This window comes from Arcicella sp. GW822-FHT02H01 (genome assembly GCF_058802005.1).
In genome coordinates this window covers 3,795,512-3,811,972 of record NZ_JBXANT010000001.1, presented here as the reverse complement: position 1 = coordinate 3,811,972, position 16,461 = coordinate 3,795,512, and the positions used below count along the sequence as shown (strand labels likewise).

Annotated in this window: 15 protein-coding genes and 1 tRNA gene; 13 read left to right on the top strand and 3 right to left on the bottom strand. The window is 34.5% G+C overall.

Annotated elements, in window-relative coordinates; all coding sequences use genetic code 11:
* Nucleotides 1–55 precede the first annotated feature (55 nt).
* Complete coding sequence (locus tag AC1RNE_RS15950) at nt 56–931, top strand: DUF2911 domain-containing protein (RefSeq protein WP_492802148.1); 876 nt, start codon at nt 56–58, stop codon at nt 929–931.
* Between the two features lie 110 nt (nt 932–1,041).
* On the opposite strand, the gene AC1RNE_RS15945 is transcribed toward AC1RNE_RS15950, so the two are convergent.
* Complete coding sequence (locus AC1RNE_RS15945) at nt 1,042–2,586, bottom strand: bifunctional metallophosphatase/5'-nucleotidase (protein WP_492802147.1); 1,545 nt, start codon at nt 2,584–2,586, stop codon at nt 1,042–1,044.
* A 265-nt stretch (nt 2,587–2,851) separates the two neighbouring features.
* Complete coding sequence (locus AC1RNE_RS15940) at nt 2,852–4,570, bottom strand: sodium:solute symporter family protein (RefSeq protein WP_492802145.1); 1,719 nt, start codon at nt 4,568–4,570, stop codon at nt 2,852–2,854.
* A gap of 913 nt (nt 4,571–5,483) precedes the next feature.
* Here AC1RNE_RS15940 and AC1RNE_RS15935 point away from each other — a divergent pair.
* Nucleotides 5,484–5,565, top strand: a tRNA-Leu gene (locus AC1RNE_RS15935).
* Nucleotides 5,566–5,718: 153 nt separating this feature from the next.
* On the top strand, nt 5,719–7,041 hold the full coding sequence (gene tig / locus AC1RNE_RS15930) for a trigger factor (RefSeq protein ID WP_492802143.1): 1,323 nt from the start codon (nt 5,719–5,721) through the stop codon (nt 7,039–7,041).
* A gap of 132 nt (nt 7,042–7,173) precedes the next feature.
* Here tig and AC1RNE_RS15925 read toward each other — a convergent pair whose 3' ends face one another.
* Nucleotides 7,174–7,545: a helix-turn-helix domain-containing protein gene (locus AC1RNE_RS15925; protein WP_492802141.1), complete on the bottom strand. Its 372-nt coding sequence runs from the start codon at nt 7,543–7,545 to the stop codon at nt 7,174–7,176.
* Nucleotides 7,546–7,802: 257 nt separating this feature from the next.
* Here AC1RNE_RS15925 and AC1RNE_RS15920 point away from each other — a divergent pair, with 257 nt between their 5' ends.
* From AC1RNE_RS15920 to AC1RNE_RS15875, 10 genes are all read left to right on the top strand, one after another.
* Nucleotides 7,803–8,516: an ATP-dependent Clp protease proteolytic subunit gene (locus AC1RNE_RS15920; protein ID WP_309912480.1), complete on the top strand. Its 714-nt coding sequence runs from the start codon at nt 7,803–7,805 to the stop codon at nt 8,514–8,516.
* 143 nt (nt 8,517–8,659) lie between these two features.
* Nucleotides 8,660–9,925 carry an ATP-dependent Clp protease ATP-binding subunit ClpX gene (gene clpX, locus AC1RNE_RS15915; protein WP_492802139.1) on the top strand — a complete coding sequence of 422 codons (1,266 nt, stop codon included), beginning with the start codon at nt 8,660–8,662 and terminating at the stop codon, nt 9,923–9,925.
* Nucleotides 9,926–10,032: 107 nt separating this feature from the next.
* Nucleotides 10,033–10,593: a hypothetical protein gene (locus tag AC1RNE_RS15910; protein ID WP_492802137.1), complete on the top strand. Its 561-nt coding sequence runs from the start codon at nt 10,033–10,035 to the stop codon at nt 10,591–10,593.
* A gap of 95 nt (nt 10,594–10,688) precedes the next feature.
* The gene (locus AC1RNE_RS15905; RefSeq protein ID WP_492802136.1) at nt 10,689–11,768 is read left to right on the top strand and encodes a hypothetical protein; all 1,080 of its coding nucleotides are present in this window, start codon (nt 10,689–10,691) and stop codon (nt 11,766–11,768) included.
* Nucleotides 11,769–11,795: 27 nt separating this feature from the next.
* On the top strand, nt 11,796–12,311 hold the full coding sequence (locus tag AC1RNE_RS15900) for a hypothetical protein (protein WP_492802134.1): 516 nt from the start codon (nt 11,796–11,798) through the stop codon (nt 12,309–12,311).
* A 43-nt stretch (nt 12,312–12,354) separates the two neighbouring features.
* Nucleotides 12,355–13,749: a hypothetical protein gene (locus AC1RNE_RS15895; protein WP_492802132.1), complete on the top strand. Its 1,395-nt coding sequence runs from the start codon at nt 12,355–12,357 to the stop codon at nt 13,747–13,749.
* Between the two features lie 148 nt (nt 13,750–13,897).
* Nucleotides 13,898–14,317 (top strand): GNAT family N-acetyltransferase, encoded by a 420-nt coding sequence (locus AC1RNE_RS15890; protein WP_492802130.1) that lies wholly within the window; start codon nt 13,898–13,900, stop codon nt 14,315–14,317.
* Between the two features lie 44 nt (nt 14,318–14,361).
* Nucleotides 14,362–15,213, top strand: coding sequence for a DUF5694 domain-containing protein (locus AC1RNE_RS15885; RefSeq protein WP_492802128.1), 852 nt, complete (start codon nt 14,362–14,364; stop codon nt 15,211–15,213).
* A 194-nt stretch (nt 15,214–15,407) separates the two neighbouring features.
* The gene (locus AC1RNE_RS15880) at nt 15,408–15,785 is read left to right on the top strand and encodes a PH domain-containing protein (RefSeq protein ID WP_309912494.1); all 378 of its coding nucleotides are present in this window, start codon (nt 15,408–15,410) and stop codon (nt 15,783–15,785) included.
* 125 nt (nt 15,786–15,910) lie between these two features.
* Nucleotides 15,911–16,453 carry a DUF1599 domain-containing protein gene (locus AC1RNE_RS15875; RefSeq protein WP_492802127.1) on the top strand — a complete coding sequence of 181 codons (543 nt, stop codon included), beginning with the start codon at nt 15,911–15,913 and terminating at the stop codon, nt 16,451–16,453.
* The last annotated feature ends 8 nt before the right edge of the window (nt 16,454–16,461 follow it).

The window sequence follows — 16,461 nt, the reverse complement described above, 5'->3', positions numbered from 1 at the left end:
TCCTTCGTTACTTTTATATGAAAATCTCAATTCAGCATTAATCAAAAAAATCACCATGAAAAAACTATTTTTAAGCCTTATCCTAGGACTTTCCCTTACTGCCAATGCACAAATACGTTTACCTCAACCTAGCCCTGCGGCATCAGTTGCTCAAACCGTCGGAACAACTGATATTAGCATTAAATATTCTCGCCCAAGTATCAAAGGACGTGAGATTTTTGGCGGAGTAGTAGCTTACGACAAAGTTTGGCGTACAGGAGCAAATGCTGCAACCCAAATTACGTTATCCAACGAAATTTCTCTTGGTGGAAAAAAAGTCGCGGCAGGTTCGTATGCTATTTTTTCTATCCCTACTAAAGGAGATTGGACGTTGATTTTAAACAAAGACATCACTGCTACAGAGCAAACTTATTCGCCCGAAAAGGATGCTTTGCGTACTACTGTAAAAGCAGTTACGAATGCAAAAACAGAATCTTTCACAATTGATTTCAGTGATGTTACTGATAGCACTGCTAGTTTGAATATCTATTGGGCAGATAGAAAAATCTCTGCTCCTATCACTATCGAAACTTCTAAAATGGCTGAACTAGCTATTAGCAAAGCAATTGCTGATAATGCCAATGCTATGCGTACTGCTGCTGAGTTCTTTTTAGGAAAAGGGAAATTGAGCCAAGCTTTAACAGCAGTAAATGCATCGATTGCGGGTGGCGAAACTTTCCGTAATGTATGGGTAAAAGCACAGATTTTAAGCAAATCTGAAAACTATGCCGAGGCTTTTCCATTAGCTCAAAAAGCTTTGGCATTGGGTAATGCAGATACTTCTGGTTCTTTCAGCTTCTTTAAAGATGCTATCGAAAAAGGCATTGTAGATTATAGGGCTAAATTACCAGTAGCCGCGCCTGTTACTACTAAGAAGAAGAAAGCAATGTAGTATATCATTAGTAGCACGATTTTTAGTAGCACGACTTTCTAAGTCGTGAGGGAGAACAATCTTTAGTCCTTTTACCTCACACGACTTGAAAAGTCGTGCTACTGATAATATTACTTCTTCAAATACGTAATCAGTACTTTTCTAATATCATTACGGATGTCGTTTATATCTTTTTCATCTGATTCTACAATGCTTTTAACTTCAGGGTTTTGGGCAGTCAAGTAGCCAAAATTGGTTTCCTTACCTTCTATTAAAAACTTCGGCATCATTACATGGTAATCTTGGTTAATATCTAATAGTTTTCCATTAATCAGCCATTGTTTTTTGGTCTCATCATAGCTGATTTTATCCCATTGCAAAAATCCTCCATTGCCTTTGTTCTGTAAACCAGTTGCTAATATTTTGGCGAGTAGGCTTCCTGTTAGACTCACTTCAACGATTTTTCCCCCAAAAGGTAATATCCTCATAATATCCAGTTGTGTAATTTTTCCAACCAATTGGTCATCTATTCTGACAGAACCACTATTGAAAACCGTACAATCCACAGGTTTTGTTGCTGCCGCCGACATAGCTTTGGCTATTAAATCACCCAAATTAGTATGTCCATTTCGCATGGTACTTTCTCGGCCGTCTAAAGGCGTTGAGATTTCTGTTACCACATCATTTTTATCTAACCCTGCTTTTTTCATGGCAACATCCATGATTTCCTCCCATTTTTTAACTACTAATACTACTTCGGCATCATCTTTTATTTGCTCGTTTATTTTACGGAGTTCACTATTAATCTCTAAAGATTTGGTTTGGGTATCAAAAGATAAATTATGTATATAGGCTGTTTTAGCATTAGCATCTGCTTTGGCAATAATAACGTTACCTTCTTTAAACAACATATTATCGTGGTCGTGTCCGCCCATCAAAAGTTTTACATCAGGTAAAAGCTTTGCCAATTTTGCATCATCTACTTTGTTGATATGCGTAATCCCAACTACAAAATCACATTGAGGTTTTAATACTTCATAAGCCTGTTTAGCCGATTCAAAGAAATCGTCATAATGCACATAATCCTTTTGGTTTGATGGCAATACAACCGAAAACATACCCATTTTTACTACTTTTCCAGCAGTATTTTTGAAAGTAAGAATAGTAGTTTTAGGGAAGGGAATTTTTGTGCCATTTACATTTTTTGCAAATGGAGTTAGCGTACCTTTATTATTTTGGAGAGCATTTGATGCCAGCCAATTAAATTGTGATTCATCAATTCTCCTCTGCAAATCTGCTTCATCAATATCAAATTCATGATTGCCCAGACCCACCCAATCAAAGCCTACAACATTCATAGCCTCTACCATTTGGCGACCTTTTATGCTTTTCCCTTCGTATTTAAAAGTGGCAATTAAAGAAGGGTTCAGGAAATCTCCAGCAAGAATGGTAACAGTATTAGGATTTTTCTGGATTAATTCTTTTCTCAATGTTCCTAAACGAGCCATCCCTCCTACTTTCCCTCCTTCTAAAGGCGAAATTTCATACACATCATTTAGATGCAAGAATGTAATGTTAACTACATTTTCAGATGACTTACTAGATGAACTTTGAGAGGTTTTACAGGAAGTGAAGATACTGGTTGCCAGTAAAAACAGTAGTAATATTCTTTTCATGGTTTGATAGATTATGGAAATAAAGACAATATTCACACAAGATAACAAACATTATAAAGCAGTGATTAATTACCGTATCTTTTGAAGACACTTAAGAAGTTAAAATAAAGATGTAATGACTGATTCGAATTAAGTAAAACAATCCTTACTATTAGCAGGTGACTTAAGTCACCTGCTAATAGTAAGGATTAAATACCAGACACTTATGAACTTGTAGATAATCAATAATATTTAAATCATCTCTTAATGAAATATTTACAACTCACTAACTCACAACTCTTCTACTAAACTGGCTTATTATCCAAGCAAAACCAACTACCAATACACAGCCAATCACATTGAGCCAAAGGAAAGCTGTTAAGTCTATCCACCAAGCATAAATAACGAATACTTCTGCTAATAAAGCCGCCCAAAAAACAGCATCACCTTTGATAGATTTGATATAGAAAGCTACTAAAAATACGCCCAAAATAGTTCCATAAAACCATGACCCTAAGATATTTACAGCTTCTATCAAGCTCCCGATATTAGCTGTAAATTGGGCAACAATAATACAAACAATTCCCCAACCTAAAGTAACTAGTTTTGAAGCATTTACATAATGTTTTTCAGTATCCTGTGGATGAATCATTCTTTGATAAATATCGACAATAGTACAAGATGTAAGCGAACTAAAAGCCGAAGCCATAGCTCCCATAGAAGCTAGTAAAATAACAGCAATTAATAAGCCTACCATTCCTTGAGGCATATACTTGGTTACAAAAGATAGAAATATATAATTGGTATCGTTGACATTAGCGTCTGGATTGGTTTTCAACATCAAATCTTTCACTTCCTTCCTAAGGTCATTAGCTTTTTTGTCGGCTGCTAAAGCTTTTGATTTTAAGGTTTCAAGCTTTTGGGCATTTAGTACTTGGATTTTTAAAGTACTTGTATTTTCATCTGCTTTGATGACGGCATAAAGCTCTTCTACGACTTTCTTCTTCTCGATAAAGACCTCAGAATTTTTCTTCATTAATGCCTTATACGCTACCGTTTGTTCTACTTTGCCTAATTCTGTTTTATTAAAAAATAGCGGAGCTTCATGAAACTGATAAAATACAAAAACCAATGAGCCAATCAATAGTATCAAGAATTGCATCGGAATTTTAAAGATACCATTCATTAATAATCCCAAACGACTTTCGCCAATGGATTCTCCTGATAAATAACGACTTACTTGTGACTGGTCTGTACCAAAATAGGATAATTGTAGGAAAAATCCACCTATCAATCCCGACCAAACGTTATACCGATTATTCAAGTCGAACTTCCAATCAATGGCATCAAGTTTATCCATTTTACCTGCTACTTTCAGCGTATCCACAAACCCCATTTCAGTAGGCAATAAATGTACTACCATATAGCCAGCCAAAAACATCCCTATCATCACTACCAACATTTGTTGCATTTGCGTATAGGAAATCGTTTTTGAACCTCCATACATACAATATATCGTTACTACGATGCCTGTAATGATATTGGTCCAGTATAAATTCCAGCCTAAAATGGTTGATAAAATAATAGATGGTGCCGCAATGGTCACGCCTGTTGATAAGGCTCTGGGAATTAGAAAAAGAAAAGAAGCCATTACTCTGGTCTTAAGGTCGAAGCGACCTTCTAGAAATTCATACGCTGTAAATACGTTTAGTTTTTTGAAGATGGGAATAAAAGTGATTGAGAGTACAATCATCGCTAAAGGCAAGCCAAAATAAAACTGTACAAAGCGCATTCCGTCTATATAAGCTTGGCCAGGGGCAGATAAAAAAGTAATGGCACTGGCTTGGGTCGCCATTACCGAAAGCGTAACATGATACCAAGGCATCTGTCTGTCGGCTAATAAATAGCCTTCAATATTCTTTTCTTGAATTCTTCCTTTCCATAGTCCAAAGCCAATAATTGTTCCTAATGTTAAAAGTAATACCAGCCAGTCGATATTTTCCATGTTAAAATTTTATAATTAGCAGTTTAAAAGAGGATCCGAAACCGTTTTATCTTATAAAACAATTCGTACGAATGCTAAAACGACAAATTAAGTCGACAATTTCGACTTAATTAAAGTATTCGCTAAAGAGATAAAATAGGATAATCATCAGCACCAAATTACCGACAACTATCCAGTAAAGTTGTTTCCATGATTTGATAAAAGGCGGTAGTGATTTATCTTTTTCTTGCATGATTATATGATTGTATTGGTTTTGGTTGCCTGACTTCTTTATGAAAGAACATTTACAAAGGTCGTAATAATTTCATGAATGCTTGAGGATTAAAATTAAGGACAAACAAAGGATATTGCAATTGATGATTGAAGGATTGTATTATTGTGAATTAAAAATTTTATACTATTGTTTCCTAAACTCAGCAGATCCAATCAAGTAAAACTGAATATCTCTTGATATATAAAGACAAAATGATTTTCATAAACCAGCTAAACATATTTGAAAGTTTATTTATTTATTTGGTTTGCATCGAAAAAGACAGCTTTCCTTTCTTCACGTCTTACTTTTCTTGCCTTGACGCAAGAAAAGTAACAAAAGAAAGTCAAGAAATTCCAATCGCATCGGCGAACCGACTCGCTATCGCTCAAACAGTGGAATTTCACTAAATGCTTACACCTAAATAGCATAAAACTTTAAGTAATAAATCTCATCGAAATTTAAACATAGTCTAAAAAGATACTTCTCACAAAATTGCTGAAAACTATCTGAAAATAATTATCCACATCCCAAAACAATAAACAACTGATATTCAAATACTTAAATTTTCAAGAAAAAATATTTTACTTTTTTTGTATTTTTTTTTCGGAAAAGCTTGCAAAAAGAAAAACGGCTTCCTAATTTTGCACCTCCAAAACGCAAGCGGGCGTGGTGGAATTGGTAGACATACCAGACTTAGGATCTGGCGCCGCGAGGCATGGGGGTTCGAGTCCCTCCGCCCGTACTCATTCAAAGCCCTCTTAACCGTTACGGTTTTGAGGGCTTTTTTGATTTCGGATTGTTGATTTCGGAATGCGGATTTACGAAAGTCAGACAAACTGAGATTTAGCAAAATAAAAATTCCGAAATCCGCATTCCAAAATCCGAATTCATAAAGATGAACATTTCTCTCGAAAAAAGTACCCCAGTGAACGCCCGTTTGGTCGTATCTATTTCTGAAGCTGACTATAAGCCACAAGTCGATAAAAATCTTAAAGACTACCGTAAGCGTGCTAACATCAAAGGATTCCGTCCGGGAATGGTACCTATGCAAATGGTACAAAAGATGTTCGGTAAATCAGTTTTAATCGACGAAATCAATTCTGTTTTAGGCAAAGCCGTACCTAACTATATCAAAGAAAATAATTTAAGCTTAGTTGGAGACCCAATGCCATTAAACGAATTGGAAAATCCAATCGATTGGGATACTCAAAAAGAATTTAGCTTTACTTATGACATTGGTCTAGCTGGAGAATTCACCCTTGATTTTGCTAAACTTCCTGCTATCAATACTTACGAAATTGAAGCTACTGAAAAAGAAGTAGAAGAAACTATCGAGAATTTGAAACAAAATTCTGGAGAGCAAATTCACGCTGATACAGTAGAAGAAGGCGATATGCTTTTCGGTGTTTTCACACAAGGAGAATGGACTGAAAAATCTGCTATCCCTTTCAAAGCTATCAAAGAAGAAGCTAAAGCTACTTTCATTGGTGCTGCAAAAGGAGACACATTGACATTCGATCTTCAAGCTACTTTTGTTGACGAAAAATCAATCGAATTGGCTACTGGCAACAAAACTGGTTTAGTAGGTGAAGTAACTTTCACGATTGAAGATATCACTCGTAATGGTGTTGCTGAATTGAATCAAGCATTTTTTGATAAAGTATTAGGCGAAGGCAAAGTAAGTTCTGAAGAGGAATTCCGTAAAGAGATTCTTGAAATCATCAAAACTAACTATAAGCGTGAAGCTGAATATTTATTGAGAATTGATGCTGAAAAAGCTTTATTAGAAAACATTGCTATCGAATTGCCAGAGGATTTCTTGCGTAGTTGGTTAATCCAAGTAAACGAAGGAAAATTCACTCCTGAGCAAATTGACCAAGATTTCGAAAATGTTAAGAAAGACATTCGTTTGAACTTAATCAAAAACGAAGTGGCTACTCAAAACGAAATCAAAGTAGAATATCCAGAAGTGCTTGAAAGAACGAAAGAAATGATTCGTGGTCAATTCGGAATGTATGCATCTGCTGATAATAGCATGGACGAAATGATTGAGCGTATTGCTAATGGATATTTAACTGATAAAAATAAGCAAGATAACTTCATGAAAATGTTCAATGAAGTATATGCAGCCAAAGTTTCTGACGTGATTTTAGCAAACGTTAAGACTGAAAGCAAAAATATTAGTGTAGATGAGTTCAAACAAGTTGTAGGAGCGTAATCTATTGTAGAATTAGTGAATTGTGATTGAGTGATTTTAGTCTCTCAAAGATCAATTCAACAAAAAATCCCGTAAGGTCAACCTCTGCGGGATTTTTTGTTTTTATAATGTATGCATTAAACTCATAAACTCTTAAAAGCCTATTTTTTCTCGCTGTTGCTGATTTTGAATAAGTCTATAAGCTTCTACCAAAACACGTTCCTCAAACTTACCTCTCCAGTAGTCTGATTCTCTTTTTAGTCTTTCTATTTCAACTTGCAATTTTTCCATTTCATTTTCTGAATTAAGCATTATTTTGGGTGTGATTACTTCCTCCCCAAAAAGCTCTAATACATTAATGTCTAGCAAACTGGCTATTTTTTGAGCCCTACTAATGGTCAATTCAGTTTTACTGCGTTCGATGTCACCAAAGGCAGTTGTTGAGATTTGTAAAAGTTCTGCCATGTTCTCTTGTGAGTATCCTTTTAGCAGACGAGCTTGTCGTATTTTTTCTCCAATTTTCATAATTATCACCTTTTCTGATAAATTCTCTGTAAAACTGATTAGGATTATTTCATAGTTTTTGCATCTTTGCTGTCGAAGATTTTTTGAATAACACCAAAAATACTTCGATTAGTTTCAAAATTATAGAGAGAACTATTTGAAGGTTTTAAAAGTTATTAAAGGGCAATCTCATTAAATTCCTTGGCATGCAATTGCTAAAATGGTTTATTTGATTTAATTTACCAATCGACATATTTTCAATTTTATAAATTACCGTTATGTTTCCAAAAGAATTAAGTTCAGAAGAATTCAGAAAATACGCCGTACACCATAGAGGTTTGAACGGTTTGGCAGTAGACCAGTACATGAATCAGGCAAATAATATTGGTGGTACTAGTCGTCCATTCATTGAAGATATGACACAGTACATCATTGAAGAACGTCCGATGCGTTTTGCTCAAATTGATGTTTTTTCACGCTTAATCATGGATAGAATTATCTTCATGGGTGTACCTGTGGATGATTATATGGCTAATATCATTGTTGCTCAGATGTTATTTATGGAATCTACGGATGCCAAAAAAGACATTATGATGTACATCAACTCGCCAGGTGGCTCTGTATATGCAGGTTTAGGTATCTATGACACGATGCACTATATCCGTCCAGACGTTTCTACCATTTGTACTTCATTAGCAGCCTCGATGGGTGCAGTATTGTTGGCGGGTGGTACGGCAGGTAAGCGTTCGGCTTTACCACATGCACGTATCATGATTCACCAACCTTCAGGTGGTGCTCAGGGACAATCACGTGATATTGAAATCACAGCGCGCGAAATCGTTAAAATCCGTAAAGAATTATACGAAATCTTAGCACAACACTCAGGAAAATCATTTGAAGAAATCGAAAGAGATTCAGACCGTGACTACTGGATGCGTGCAGAAGAAGCAAAAGAATACGGTTTAATTGACGAAGTATTGACAAGAGTATAAAATTTTCTTGATACAATAAGTAAATTAAATGAGCGTATAACTAAAAATGCTTATTACTTCCATAGAAGTAGTAAGCATTTTTTATTTTTAAATCTGTAATTTTACGAAGGAAATAATGAAGGCACAATTTTGTGTGTAAAGATATGAGACAACAGCAAGCCCATTGCGTTCTTTGCGGACGTAAGCAAAACGAAGTACCATTATTGATGGAGGGTATGGATGGCCACGTTTGTAACGAATGTGTAACCCAAGCCTACCAAGTAGTTCAGCAAGAACTAAGTACTGAAAAGAATAAAAAAGGTAAAAACAATAAAGCTGTATCTCCTAAATTCAATCTGGTAAAGCCAATTGAAATGAAGAAATATATTGACCAGTATGTAATTGGTCAGTACGAAGCGAAGAAACACCTGTGCGTAGCCGTTTACAATCACTATAAGCGTTTGATGCAACATGATGTAAAAACAAACTTTGATGATATTCAGATTGAAAAATCAAACATCATCATGGTGGGCGAAACAGGGACAGGTAAAACATATATGGCAAAAACCATTGCTAGAATGTTGGAAGTACCTTTTTGTATTGCTGATGCTACGGTAATTACTGAGGCAGGATATGTGGGCGAAGATGTAGAAAGTATCTTAACACGTTTATTACAAGCTGCTGACTACGACGTAGAGAAAGCAGAAATGGGCATTGTGTTTATCGATGAAATTGATAAAATCGCTCGTAAATCTGATAATCCTTCTATTACACGTGACGTATCGGGCGAAGGTGTCCAACAAGCCTTATTGAAGTTATTAGAAGGGGCTGTAGTAAACTGTCCACCACAAGGAGGTAGAAAGCACCCAGACCAAAAGATGATAGCCGTAAATACAGAGAATATTCTTTTTATTTGTGGTGGTGCTTTTGATGGTATCAAACGTCATATTTCAAAACGTTTGAATACTCGTCCAATTGGTTTTAGTTCAGACGATACGTTCTTGGATATGTTTGAAGAAGAGAATGTAATGAAATTTGTTACTTCGCAAGATTTAAAATCATTCGGTTTGATTCCAGAACTGTTAGGACGTTTGCCAGTGGTGACTTATTTAGACCCATTAGACCATCAGACGCTGTTATCTATCTTGACAGAGCCTAAAAATGCCATTACTAAACAATACCATAAATTATTCGAAATGGAAGGTATTGACTTACAGTTCGAACCACCAGCGTTAGAATATATCGTTAGTCAGGCAATGGAATATAAATTAGGAGCAAGAGGGTTACGTTCAATCTGCGAATCAATCATTACAGATGCCATGTTTGAACTACCTTCACAAGAAGAAATCAAAGAATTTAAAGTTTCGCTGGCTTATGCCCGTGAAAAATTTGAGCGAACCGTTTTTCATCAAATGAAAAAAGCCGCTTAACTCATATTTAGTACTCAAAGAAAAAGCCCAAATGATGATTTTGGGCTTTTTCTTTGGCAATTAATTTAAGTATTCAACGTTTCTTTACAAAACTAAAACCTAATAATATGCAAACAATTAAACTAACTTTCATAAGCATTTTTGCTTTAATGGTAGGAGTATCTTGTACTTCTCAGAAAACAATTATTTCTCAAAATCAGCATGAGACACAAAAGGCTGTCGAAGTGGCGAAAGTAGAAGAAAAGCCAAGTTCAACATTGATGATCGAAGCTGCCCATGAAAAGACAGCCCCTGTATTATATGCATCAGCATCAGAGGTTATCCATATTGATGAGGCAAACAATGAAACAGCCGTTGAATTAAAAAAAGAAAAAATCAACGCCATGTTAGACAAAGTAGTTTTACAAAAAAATGAAAGTAAGACTATCGCTACTACTCGCAAGGCTAATTTTGTAGAGAAACTAATTATTAAAAAGTTAGAGAAGAAGATGAAAAAAAGTGGAGTACAATCTGCTGATTTTCATAGTTGGAATCCAAACTTAAAAATTGGTGCCGTTCTTTTAGGGGTTGGTATTGTATTAGCCATCTTTGGATTAGGCGTCGTAGGTGGTATATCAGCCTTCATTGGGTTGTTATTTGTCATCTTAGGCTTACTTCAAGAGGTATAATCGGTGTAAATCTGCCATTCTTCATAATTTCTTTGTCGAATAAAATATTTTTTTACAATTTCGGTTTTTATTGAAACTAATTATTCACGACGCTTATGTCTTTTTTCGACAAGTTGAAAAATGTTTTCCGTGGCAATAATTCTACCATTGAGAATACAAATATAGAAATACCTATCACAGAGGAGGTATTATCAAACGACGATGCGTTAGTGCAAGTAAATAATATTGCACCAACGTTTTCTAGTCCTGTCAATGACCAACCCGACTGGCTTATCAATGAAGATATTCTAAGAGATGAAGGCGTTATCTTTGGGCTGTCGGGTTCTAATCCAGACGAAAAAATCTCTATCATCCGTCACTACTTTTCTCAGCAAACAGCCGAAACGGAAAAAGTAATGGCCCAACACCAAGAAGAAATTGGTGAGTTGAATTATTGGATTAATGAAAAGGAAAGTTTGGTTAAAGATATTGAACAGCAAATTCAGGCTCTTAAAAATCAAGAATTTACCGAACAACATCATCTATTAAGAACAGTAGTTGGTTTAGCACTAGCTATAGGTATTGCAGTAGGCAATTATTTCTTAATCAAAGAATCACTACAAGGACAATTCCAAGAAACTACCTTTATTGCTTTAGGAGTATTTGGAGCGGGGATGTTTAATCTTTTCGGGCGCATTTCATTCCTCCACGACGAAAGTAAAGTAAGCACTTGGAAAAGACTATTAGAAGAAATAGGCATGCCTTTGGCGGCATCTTTCTTTGTATTTGCCCAAATTTATTCTTCAAAACCTCCCCTTCAAGCATGGGCTTTGTTCGCTTTTATATTCTTTTTATTTATGTTTTCGGGCAAACTGTTCTTAGGAAATCTAACCATTTTCAAGGATGATTTTACCATCTTCCAAAAGCGAAACCAACTCTATAAAGATAAAATCAAGAAAGTAGCAGAATGGGAAACAGACATTGAAAAACATAAAGCCGAAATCGAAAAATATCGACAAAGAAAACAAGATATTTTACCTGAACTCACGAAACTAAGCACTATCAATTTGAAATTAAATGCCCAAAGAGATATGCTGATTAAAGTATTTGAAAGTGAGTATCATTTGGCAATTAATTATCGTAATCGTTTGGATAATAAGCAAATGAAGGGAATTTTAGATAGTGATGATATTTAAAGTTCTTTTCCAATAAAAGATAATTCAATGAAGGATTATTTCTCGTGCATTATTTTTAATGATTTTACAGAAAAGTATAAACGCAATCGCACTTACCAGAGAATTTTGATATTCATTACGCTATTATTAATTATTCTAGCATTTTTCTTAGACATTCCTGATTATTTTTCAATAGTAATAACTCTTATCGCCTGTTGTCTATTTTTTATTTTAATAATAGGTTCTATGCTCGACATCAATGACATAAGAAGTTATGAACAAAAAGGAGAAATTGTTTTTGAAGAAGATTACATCATAGCTGAAGGAATCAAGTATTCAATCGTGAATACAAAAAAAATAATTGTAGATATCTGGGATTATACTCCAAGTCGTGGACGAGGATTAAATAGTACCAATTTATATAATAAAATAACACTCATTCCACTGGAAGGACATGAATTTGAGTATCAATTCTATATAGAAAATAAAAATAAATTTTCTAAAATATTAGACCGACTACACACATATAGAAAAAGTGGAATGAATATATTTATCATGTCTTAACATAAACACGCTGTAATTAGGTGCTTAGCCATAACATACTACAATGAATAACGAAAACACAGAGCAAATACATACTGAAAATTACGATTTTCAACATGGCTATCATGGAGGACTAGAATCTGTTGATAGAAATACTTATGAAGGCTTTTTGTCATCTCAAGTAAATTTCGAATGGTTAAGCCGTCAGCTTAGTGAGAAAAAACAGGAACTTACTGAATTAGAAAAAGTTACGGAACACATCAAAACTCGCTATAAAGAAGCCTATGACGCTCTTCAAGAAAGAATGTTAAAGGTAAATCTTGCAGGAAAAAATCGTGACCGTCTTGAAAATCAATTGGCTGAAAATCAAGAAACCTCCTCTACCCTACTTGAAAAAAGAAAAATCAATTCGCATCAATACTCATTGTTTGCAGGTATTATTTACTTTCTGGCGGGTGTATCGTTTGTGGCGGGTGATTTAATTATTTCGCACGAAATCGTTGCTTATGCCCTTAATATTCGTAATAATGTTGAAGCATGGTCATTTGCTGTTGGTTTAGCCATGTTGTCCATCCTTTTGAAACCTGCCTATGAAAGATTGGTTGAGTCTCCTTATACGTCTGCCTCTTCTTTAAATTCTAAAAAAGTATACGTTTGGTTCAAAAGTATTACAGTAGTTTTTGCAGTAGTTACTTTGTTTATTTTGGGTTGGTTCAGGTATGAGGCCTATAAAACCGACAAAATGAAAGAAGGTGTTAACAAATCTATCAAACAGCTACAAAATCAAAGTTTTGACCCTCTTAATCCAACAGCTCCACTACCCGTAGCGGTTACCCGACAAATTGATGAAAAATTACGGATTTTTGACCAACTAAATGAAAAACTAGTAAATAGTCCTTGGGCTTTAGCTTCTTTTGTACTTTCGGGTGTATTATTTGCTTTAGCTGGAGCAATTTGTTTAGGTATTGCATTCCCTGTGTTACAATGCTACTGGACTAAATGGTTACAAATTGACCCTAAGCTAAAACAACTTAAGAAAGAGAAGACACAATTAGTTACTACTTTAGAAGGCGTTGAAAAAGACTTAGCAGACAATATCACTCAAAAAAATATTTTTGAGAACGATTTACAATTGCTCCCTTCTTTTGAATCGTTAGAATTACAAAAGAAAAGTCTTTTAGAAGAAATTAAGGATATTGAAAGAGAAACTCGTTTAGCCGAAACAGATTCAAGAATTGGTGCTTATAACGATGGCTTTGGTAAAGGTTCGATGGTAAGAGCAGTAATCAATGAAGATGAAGTAAACCAGTTTGTAAGAGGTAATTACTTTGATACGGCTACTTTGGCAAGTAAAGCAAAGGCTTCATCTGGCGATAAAGCGATGTTCTCTAAACGTCCAAACCTCCGCCCTCATCAGCAATTACGTAAATTAATTTCTGAAGACTTTCAGGAGGAATAAATTTTTGATTTGAAAATTTGAGAATGAAAGGATTTGGAAATTTGAGGATTTGAAGATTTGAAAATGTAAAGGCTTATTATATTGATGATTTAATAACTCACTAACTCACAACTCACTCAATCACAATTCACTCAATCACTCAATAAATATGATCATAAAGACAGCAAACACTGAAGCAGAGGTTCGAAAATGTTGGTATGTAATTAGTTTACTTCGTCCACATCTTACCGAAGATGTATTTGTAGAAACAGTAATCGAAATGTTGAGTGAAGGTTATCAATTAGCTTATATCGAAAAAGATGATGAAGTAGTTTCTGCTATTGGTTTTAGGTATTTACAAATGCTTTACAATGGCAAGCAAATCTATATCGACGACCTCACTACTTCAGACAAAGTTCGTGGTGAAGGTTATGGCACAGCGTTATTGGACTATGTAATCGAACTTGCCAAAGACAGAAATTATGATTGCGTCACTTTGGATTCTGGTCCCACACGCCATACTGCACATCGTTTGTACTTGAATAAAGGGTTTCAGATTAGTAGCTATCATTTTGTGAAGAAGTTGTAAAAGCAATTAAACATATATTAAATAATATTCTCATATTTCAATAGATGAAGAAACTAAACCTAATTATACTCGTAGCAATTTGTTTTAATACATTAAACATCTTCGCACAAAAAAGTGAAATCAAACAACCTTCTTCATTCTTCCCCACAGAAAAAGCACAAGTTTTAGTAGTTGGTACTTTTCATTTTGATTATCCCAATTTAGACATCAATAAAGTTAATGATAGCGACAAAATTGATGTATTGAAGGAACCCAAGAAATCTGAAATTACAGCATTGGTGAATTATATTAAAAAATTTAAGCCTACAAAGATTGCTATTGAAGCCACTCCAAAATGGAATGCTACAGAAAAACTCAGACAATACAACGCAGGAAATTTAAGAAATGAAAGAGACGAACGCTATCAAATAGCGTTGAGGATTGCTAGTGAAATGAAAATGGATACTATTTATGGTATTGATGCTGGTTCTTTTGATGAAGATTTGATAAAATTAGATTCAGTATATTTTCAAAAGTTATTCAAGGATTTTGATTTTCAAAATGACGACAAGTTCAATGCAATGTATATGAAATGGTTTGATTATGAAGAAAAATTACCAGTCATGACAAATCTATTGAAATATATCAAACGTATTAATACCAGCGAATCCCACAAATTAGGTTATGGAGCATATCTAGTAGGTGATTTCAAACTAGATAATCAAAGAGGTGCCGATATCTTATCAATATGGTGGTACAATAGAAATTTGAGAATATTCAGAAAACTACAACAAATAACCGAAAGTAGTAAAGATAGGATATTAGTAATCTTTGGAAACGGACATGCCGCTGTATTAAGGCAATTATTAGAATCTTCCCCAGAATACAAGTTTATTGAATTTGATAGTTTGAAGTAAAGGTTAACATTTCGAAAGAGTAGAATATGCCATATAAAACTCACTCAAAATAGCACTATACGTAATAAATCCTATCATAAATCAATAAAAATCACGTTATTAGTCATGACTTTATTAAAGTTTTTCTATTGGTCAATAGAAAAATTACTTTTAGTTTTGATAAACATTATTACAACCAATAAATAAACCTAAACATGGGAATTTTAAATGCATTGATGGGCAATTCATCAGAGGTTTCTGCTGATAAAATCGCTCACGAATTCGAGCCAATTTTGATTGAAGGAGAAGTGATTGTAAAATCATTTAAACTGATTAGAGATATGTTTGTTTTTACTAACAAGCGTCTAATTCTGGTTGACAAACAAGGGCTTACTGGTACTAAGACAGATTTTATGACGATTCCATATCATTCTATTAATTACTTTTCAAAACGCAGTGCTAGCTTACTAGACCTTGATGCCGAGATTTTGATTTGGATAAAAGGTTCGGCACAGCCTATCCAAAGAGAGTTTAGAAAAGGTGAAAATATTAACGATGTTTATAAGGCACTTAGCACTTATGTATTAAAATAAGGTGTATATTTTATCATGATAATCCCGCAAAGTTGTAAAGAACTTTGCGGGATTATTTTTGTAAATTACCATTTACCATCGAAAAGCAATAATTTTGTAAGATTAGCACAAATTTAAACCATACAATGAATCAAACTGAAACTCAATACAGAGAGATTATTGCTATTTGCAAAACATTATTTCAACAAAAAAATAAAGATTATGGTACCTCATGGCGAATTTTAAGATTGCCTAGCTTGACCGACCAGATTTTTATCAAGGCCCAAAGAATACGTTCAATCCAAGAAAAAGGAACACAAAAAATTGAGGACGGCATCGAAGGCGAATTTATCGGAATCATCAACTATTGTATCATTGCTTTGATTCAAAAAGAATTGGGTGATGCTACTAAAATGGAGTTTACAGAACAAGAACTTAGCGATTTGTACGATATTCAAGTAGAGAAAACATTGGCATTACAAAAAGATAAAAACCATGATTATGGCGAGGCTTGGAGGAGTATGCGTGTAAGCTCTATGACTGACTTGATATTAACTAAAATCTTTAGGACAAAACAAATAGAAGATAATCAAGGCGTTACATTGGTATCAGAAGGTGTTGAAGCCAATTATCAAGACATGATGAACTATGCTATTTTTTGTATGATTCATCTAAAATTTGAGGCGTAATAAGAGTA

Bases quoted from the DNA above. Each gene is read 5' to 3' on its own strand.
- AC1RNE_RS15880 (WP_309912494.1), top strand. From the start codon at position 15,408: ATGGGAATTTTAAATGCATTGATGGGCAATTCATCAGAGGTTTCTGCT.
- AC1RNE_RS15925 (WP_492802141.1), bottom strand. From the start codon at position 7,545: ATGAAAATTGGAGAAAAAATACGACAAGCTCGTCTGCTAAAAGGATAC.
- AC1RNE_RS15920 (WP_309912480.1), top strand. From the start codon at position 7,803: ATGTTTCCAAAAGAATTAAGTTCAGAAGAATTCAGAAAATACGCCGTA.
- AC1RNE_RS15875 (WP_492802127.1), top strand. From the start codon at position 15,911: ATGAATCAAACTGAAACTCAATACAGAGAGATTATTGCTATTTGCAAA.
- AC1RNE_RS15945 (WP_492802147.1), bottom strand. From the start codon at position 2,586: ATGAAAAGAATATTACTACTGTTTTTACTGGCAACCAGTATCTTCACT.
- AC1RNE_RS15885 (WP_492802128.1), top strand. From the start codon at position 14,362: ATGAAGAAACTAAACCTAATTATACTCGTAGCAATTTGTTTTAATACA.
- AC1RNE_RS15900 (WP_492802134.1), top strand. From the start codon at position 11,796: ATGAAGGATTATTTCTCGTGCATTATTTTTAATGATTTTACAGAAAAG.
- clpX (WP_492802139.1), top strand. From the start codon at position 8,660: ATGAGACAACAGCAAGCCCATTGCGTTCTTTGCGGACGTAAGCAAAAC.
- AC1RNE_RS15940 (WP_492802145.1), bottom strand. From the start codon at position 4,570: ATGGAAAATATCGACTGGCTGGTATTACTTTTAACATTAGGAACAATT.
- AC1RNE_RS15910 (WP_492802137.1), top strand. From the start codon at position 10,033: ATGCAAACAATTAAACTAACTTTCATAAGCATTTTTGCTTTAATGGTA.
- AC1RNE_RS15905 (WP_492802136.1), top strand. From the start codon at position 10,689: ATGTCTTTTTTCGACAAGTTGAAAAATGTTTTCCGTGGCAATAATTCT.
- AC1RNE_RS15895 (WP_492802132.1), top strand. From the start codon at position 12,355: ATGAATAACGAAAACACAGAGCAAATACATACTGAAAATTACGATTTT.
- tig (WP_492802143.1), top strand. From the start codon at position 5,719: ATGAACATTTCTCTCGAAAAAAGTACCCCAGTGAACGCCCGTTTGGTC.
- AC1RNE_RS15890 (WP_492802130.1), top strand. From the start codon at position 13,898: ATGATCATAAAGACAGCAAACACTGAAGCAGAGGTTCGAAAATGTTGG.
- AC1RNE_RS15950 (WP_492802148.1), top strand. From the start codon at position 56: ATGAAAAAACTATTTTTAAGCCTTATCCTAGGACTTTCCCTTACTGCC.